We start from the raw sequence: 4519 nt of genomic DNA on the forward strand, positions 1-4519 counted from the left end.
CGTGGGCAGCCGTGGAGCTGGGCGGCCTGCACGAGGAGCTGGCCCGGCTCGACGAGGCCGAGCGCTGCTACCGGGAGGCGGCGGAGTCCCTCCACCCCGAGTTTGCCCCGTGGGCGATGCTCAGCCTCGGCAGCCTCCTGGAACGCCGGGGCCGGGTCGAAGGGGCCGAGGAGGAGTTCCTGCGTACGATCGAGTCCGCTCACCCCGACGCCGCCCAGTGGGCCGCGCTGAAGCTGGGGAGCCTGCTGGAGGCCTTGGGCCGGACCGACGAGGCGGAGAAGGCCTACCTCCCGGCGGTCGAGTCGGACCACCCGGAGATCGCCCCGTGGGCCGCCACGAACCTGGCGGACCTCTACGCCGGGACCGGGAGGGACGCCGAAGCCGAGGCAATGTACCGGCGGGTCATCGTTTACGAAAAGAGCGATGCTTCGCCCTCGGCGATGGTCAAGCTCGGAAGCCTGTTCCGCAGGCGGGAGGACCTCGGGTCGGCCGAGGAGGCCTACCAGCGGGCTATCGACTCCGGGCACCCCGACGCATCGCCTGCCGGGGCGGTGGCGCTGGGCGCCATGCTGGGCGAGCTGGGCCGGACCCGGGAGGCTCGCATCGCCTACTACTCCGCCATGGACTCGGGGAACCCCAGGTTTGCGCCCGCTGCCGCCCTCAGCCTGGGCAACCTGCTGGAGGAGACGGGGGACACCACCGGGTCAATTTCTGCATTCACCGTCGCCTCGGAATCCGGCGACCCGAACATTGCACCTTCGGCCGCCCTCAGCCTCGGGGGTCTGTACGCCTCCACCGAAGACTTCGAGCGCGCCGGGCGTTTCTACCGGGAGGCCATGGAGTCCTCCGACCCCGGCCTCTCGGCAGCCGCAGCCCTCAACCTGGGGGCGATGCTCGAGTCCCTGGAGGAGTACGACGGGTGCAGGAGCGCTTATCAGGCCGTGATTGAGTCCGAGAGCGCCGACTACGCACCGGCTGCAGCGCTGAGCATGGGCGGGCTGCTGGAGCGTCTGGGGGACATAGGGGGCGCCCGGGCTGCCTACGACCTGGCGGTTGCTTCGAAAGCCCCCGACGTGGCGCCCTGGGCGGCGGTGAGCCTCGGAGCCCTTCTCGAGGGCTCCGACTCCGAAGAAGCCTGTGTTGCATACGAAGAGGCGATCTCAGCGGGCCACGACGAGGCTTCGCCGGCGGCGGCGGTGAAGCTGGCCGACCTGCTGGGACGGCTGGGCCGGGTCGGCGAAGCCGAGGGCGCCTACCGGGCAGCCATCGACTCCGGGAACCGGGACGTCCTGGGCTGGGCGGCGGTCAATCTGGGCGATCTGCTGGCCTCCGCCGGACGGCGGGAAGAGGCGGTGGACGAGTACCGCCGGGCGGTCAAGGCCCGCCAGCCCGAGTTTGCACCGGCAGCGGCAGTCAAGCTCGGGGATCTGCTTGCGGAGCTGGGGGAACCTGTAAAAGCCCAGGACGCATACCGGGAGGCGATCCTGTCGGGAGACCAGGAACACTCCGTGGATGCGGCGCTAAAGCTGGGTCTGCTTCTTCAACGGTCGCGCGGCAGCATATAATTCGGGGTCAGATCAAGCCGCCAGCACAACCACAGGATCGATTTTGATGGACCTCAACCGGCCTCTTCCCCGTGTGCCTCAGCAGCCTCGGCCTGCCGTTTCTGCATCCCACTTCGTTCCCAACGACGGGTAACCGGTATCAGTATCAAAGCCCCCAGGACCACAACCGCAACCGCCTTGTCGGTAGGAACGTCGAGTCCGAACAGGACGCCGCTGAACAGGGCGACCCCCGCAAAGAACATATTGGCCACCCAATGAAAGAGCAGACCTCTCGGTTCTTCCTGCATCACGTCCATCCCTTCCGGGCCGGCCTGTTCGGGTACGCCGGGTTCCCCCGGCTTCCGGAAACGTTACCAGCGGACGGCAGCCTCCCGCCCGACGGTGAGGGCGGCGCCTGATGCCGGCCAGGAGGAAGGCGCCGCACTACGGGGTGGTCAACCCGAGGGGCAAAAAGCCTGCTCCGAGGCGGCCTCAGCCGGCCCGGCAGACTGCATCCAGGGGTCGGCCCCCCGCAGCCCGGCCGGGCAACAGCTACGCCCGCAGCAACGCCAGGCGGCCCCGGCGGAGCGGCATGAGGTCGGTCCTCAGCAAGTGGTGGCTGTTCCTGGCCCTGATCGTCGCCGGGTTTGTCCTCCTTCAGGTGGCAGGCTTCCTGACCGACATCCCGCTGCCGGCGGCGGCCCCCGGCGCCCAGTCGTCCAAGCTCTACGACTCGCAGGGCGAGCTGATCTACACCTTCCACGGGACCGAGAACCGCACGATCGTTCCGCTGGACCAGATTTCGAACAACCTCAAGCAGGCCGTGGTGGCCGCCGAGGACCGCAGCTTCTACACCCACCCGGGTGTGAGCATCAAAGGCATCGTCCGGGCGGCGCTCAGCAACGTCCAGGCCGGCGAGGTGGGCCAGGGAGCGTCCACCATCACCCAGCAGTACGCCAGGACGTTCGCCGAGGTCGGTAAGGAGCGCACCCTGACCCGCAAGATCCGGGAAGCGAGCATGGCGGTCAAGATCGAGAGGGAGTACTCGAAGGACAAGATCCTTGAGTTCTACCTGAACACCGTGTACTTCGGCCGGGGCGCCTACGGGGCCGAGGCGGCCGCACAGTCCTACTTCAAAAAGTCGGCGAAGGACCTGGACCTGGCGGAGTCGTCCTACCTGGCCGGGATCATCCGGTCCCCCAGCAGATACCAGCAGGAGACCAACCCGCAGGGCGTTCCGATCATCAAGGACCGGGTGCTGGTATCCATGAACCAGGCAGGCTTCATAACCCCGGGGCAGGAAACCGAGGCAAAGTCGGTCGACCTGGCTTCCCGCTTCAAGTTCGGCCTGAGCGCCGAGCTGGACTCCCCGCGGGCCGGCTACTTCGTCGAGTACGTCAGAAAGCTGCTGCTGCGCGAGTTCAAGATCCAGGAAAAGGACCTGCTGGGCGGCGGGCTGAAGATCTACACCACCCTGGACCTGCGGATGCAGGACGCGGCGGAGAACGCAGTTCGCTCCACCCTGAACGCCGATAACGACCCCGAGGTCGGCCTGCTGGCGATGGACCCCCAGGGCCAGGTGAAGGCCATGGTCGGTGGACGCAACGTCGACGACCCCCAGCGGGCCCGGGGGTTCAACTTCGCCGCCAACCTGCCGGGGGAGGATGGGGGCCGGCAGGCGGGGTCGGCGTTCAAGCCCATCGCCCTGGCAGCGTTTGTCGACGAGGGCAAGTCGATCAAGTCGACCTTCCCGGGGCCGGGAAAAATTTCGATCGACTCCAGGCTGTGCCTCAACGAGGGCAAGCCGTGGGAGGTGTCCAACTTCGAGAACGCCAGCTACGGCAGCCTCGACATGACCCAGGCGACCACCAAGTCGGTCAACACCATCTACGCCCAGATGATGGAGAAGGTGGTCACCCCCAAGAGCTTCATGTCGATGGCTGACAAGCTGGGGATCAACATCCCGGCGGTCGACGAAGGGTGCGCTTTGACCCTGGGAACCAGCCCGGTAACCCCGATGGAGATGGCGAGGGCATACGCGACCTTCGCCGCCCGGGGCAAGCGGCCGGACCCGCTGATCGTCACCAAGGTCGTGTCGCCGCAGGGGGAGACCATCGCCGAACGCAAGCCCCGCAGCGAGCAGACTGTGAGCCAGAACGTTGCCGACACCGTGAGCTGGATCCTCAAGCAGAACATCACCGGGGGAACGGGGACCGCGGCCAGGCTGCAGTGGCCGGCCATGGGCAAGACGGGCACCGCGCAGGACCACCAGGATGCGTCGTTTGTGGGGGCCACGCCGGAGCTGGCGACCGCGGTGTGGATGGGCTTCCCGCCCGACCCCACCACCAAGGAGATTCCCCTCATGCAGAACGTGCGGGGCAAGAAGGTCACCGGAGGGTCGTTCCCGGCGACGATATGGAAGAAGTTCATGGCCGAGTCGCTGAAGCTCTATGAGAAGCACGGCGACTTCCCGAGCCCCAAGATCACCGGCGAGGTCATCAACGCCGGGCCCCCGCCGTGCCCGACGCCTCTACCTTCGGCCGCCCAGAACGGCGCCGACGGGGCCGACGGTGAGACGGTCATAGGCGAGGACGGCAAGCCGGCCGCCAGCAACAGCGGGTGCGGGGGAGTGTCGGCGTCGCCGTCGCCGAGCCCCTCGCCGTCGATCGACGAGTTCTGCGGGGAGTTTCCGTACGAGCCGTGCGGAACACCGGACCCCAACGACCCGACGCCGAGGCCCAGCCGGTCGCCGAACTGTCCGTTCCTGAGGTGCGCGACCCCAACACCGGGGCCGACTCCGACCCAGGGTGGACCCGGCCCGACGCCTTCGACCCAACCGTCTCCGCAAGACACGGGCCTCTTCGCGCCGTGTTTCCCGAACTGCCCTCCGTAGCAGGTCGGAGTTTCCTGAAGGTTTTTTACCAAGAGCCCCTCTGGGGGGCCGGTTTTGTCATAGGTGGTTCCTAGTATTTAGG

General features: G+C 67.5%; 3 protein-coding genes. 2 read left to right on the forward strand and 1 reads right to left on the reverse strand.

Annotated features, from left to right (window positions below; genetic code table 11):
* The coding region (locus VFV09_10235; protein ID HEU4868093.1) for a tetratricopeptide repeat protein at positions 1-1565 on the forward strand (1565 nt) is incomplete at its 5' end.
* A gap of 53 nt (positions 1566-1618) precedes the next feature.
* On the opposite strand, the gene VFV09_10240 is transcribed toward VFV09_10235, so the two are convergent.
* Positions 1619-1816, reverse strand: coding sequence for a hypothetical protein (locus tag VFV09_10240; GenBank protein ID HEU4868094.1), 198 nt, complete (start codon positions 1814-1816; stop codon positions 1619-1621).
* A 146-nt stretch (positions 1817-1962) separates the two neighbouring features.
* Here VFV09_10240 and VFV09_10245 point away from each other — a divergent pair, with 146 nt between their 5' ends.
* Complete coding sequence (locus VFV09_10245) at positions 1963-4437, forward strand: transglycosylase domain-containing protein (GenBank protein ID HEU4868095.1); 2475 nt, start codon at positions 1963-1965, stop codon at positions 4435-4437.
* Positions 4438-4519 lie beyond the last annotated feature (82 nt).

It is taken from the genome of Actinomycetota bacterium (assembly GCA_035759705.1).
Lineage (GTDB): Bacteria > Actinomycetota > CADDZG01 > JAHWKV01 > JAHWKV01 > JAJCYE01.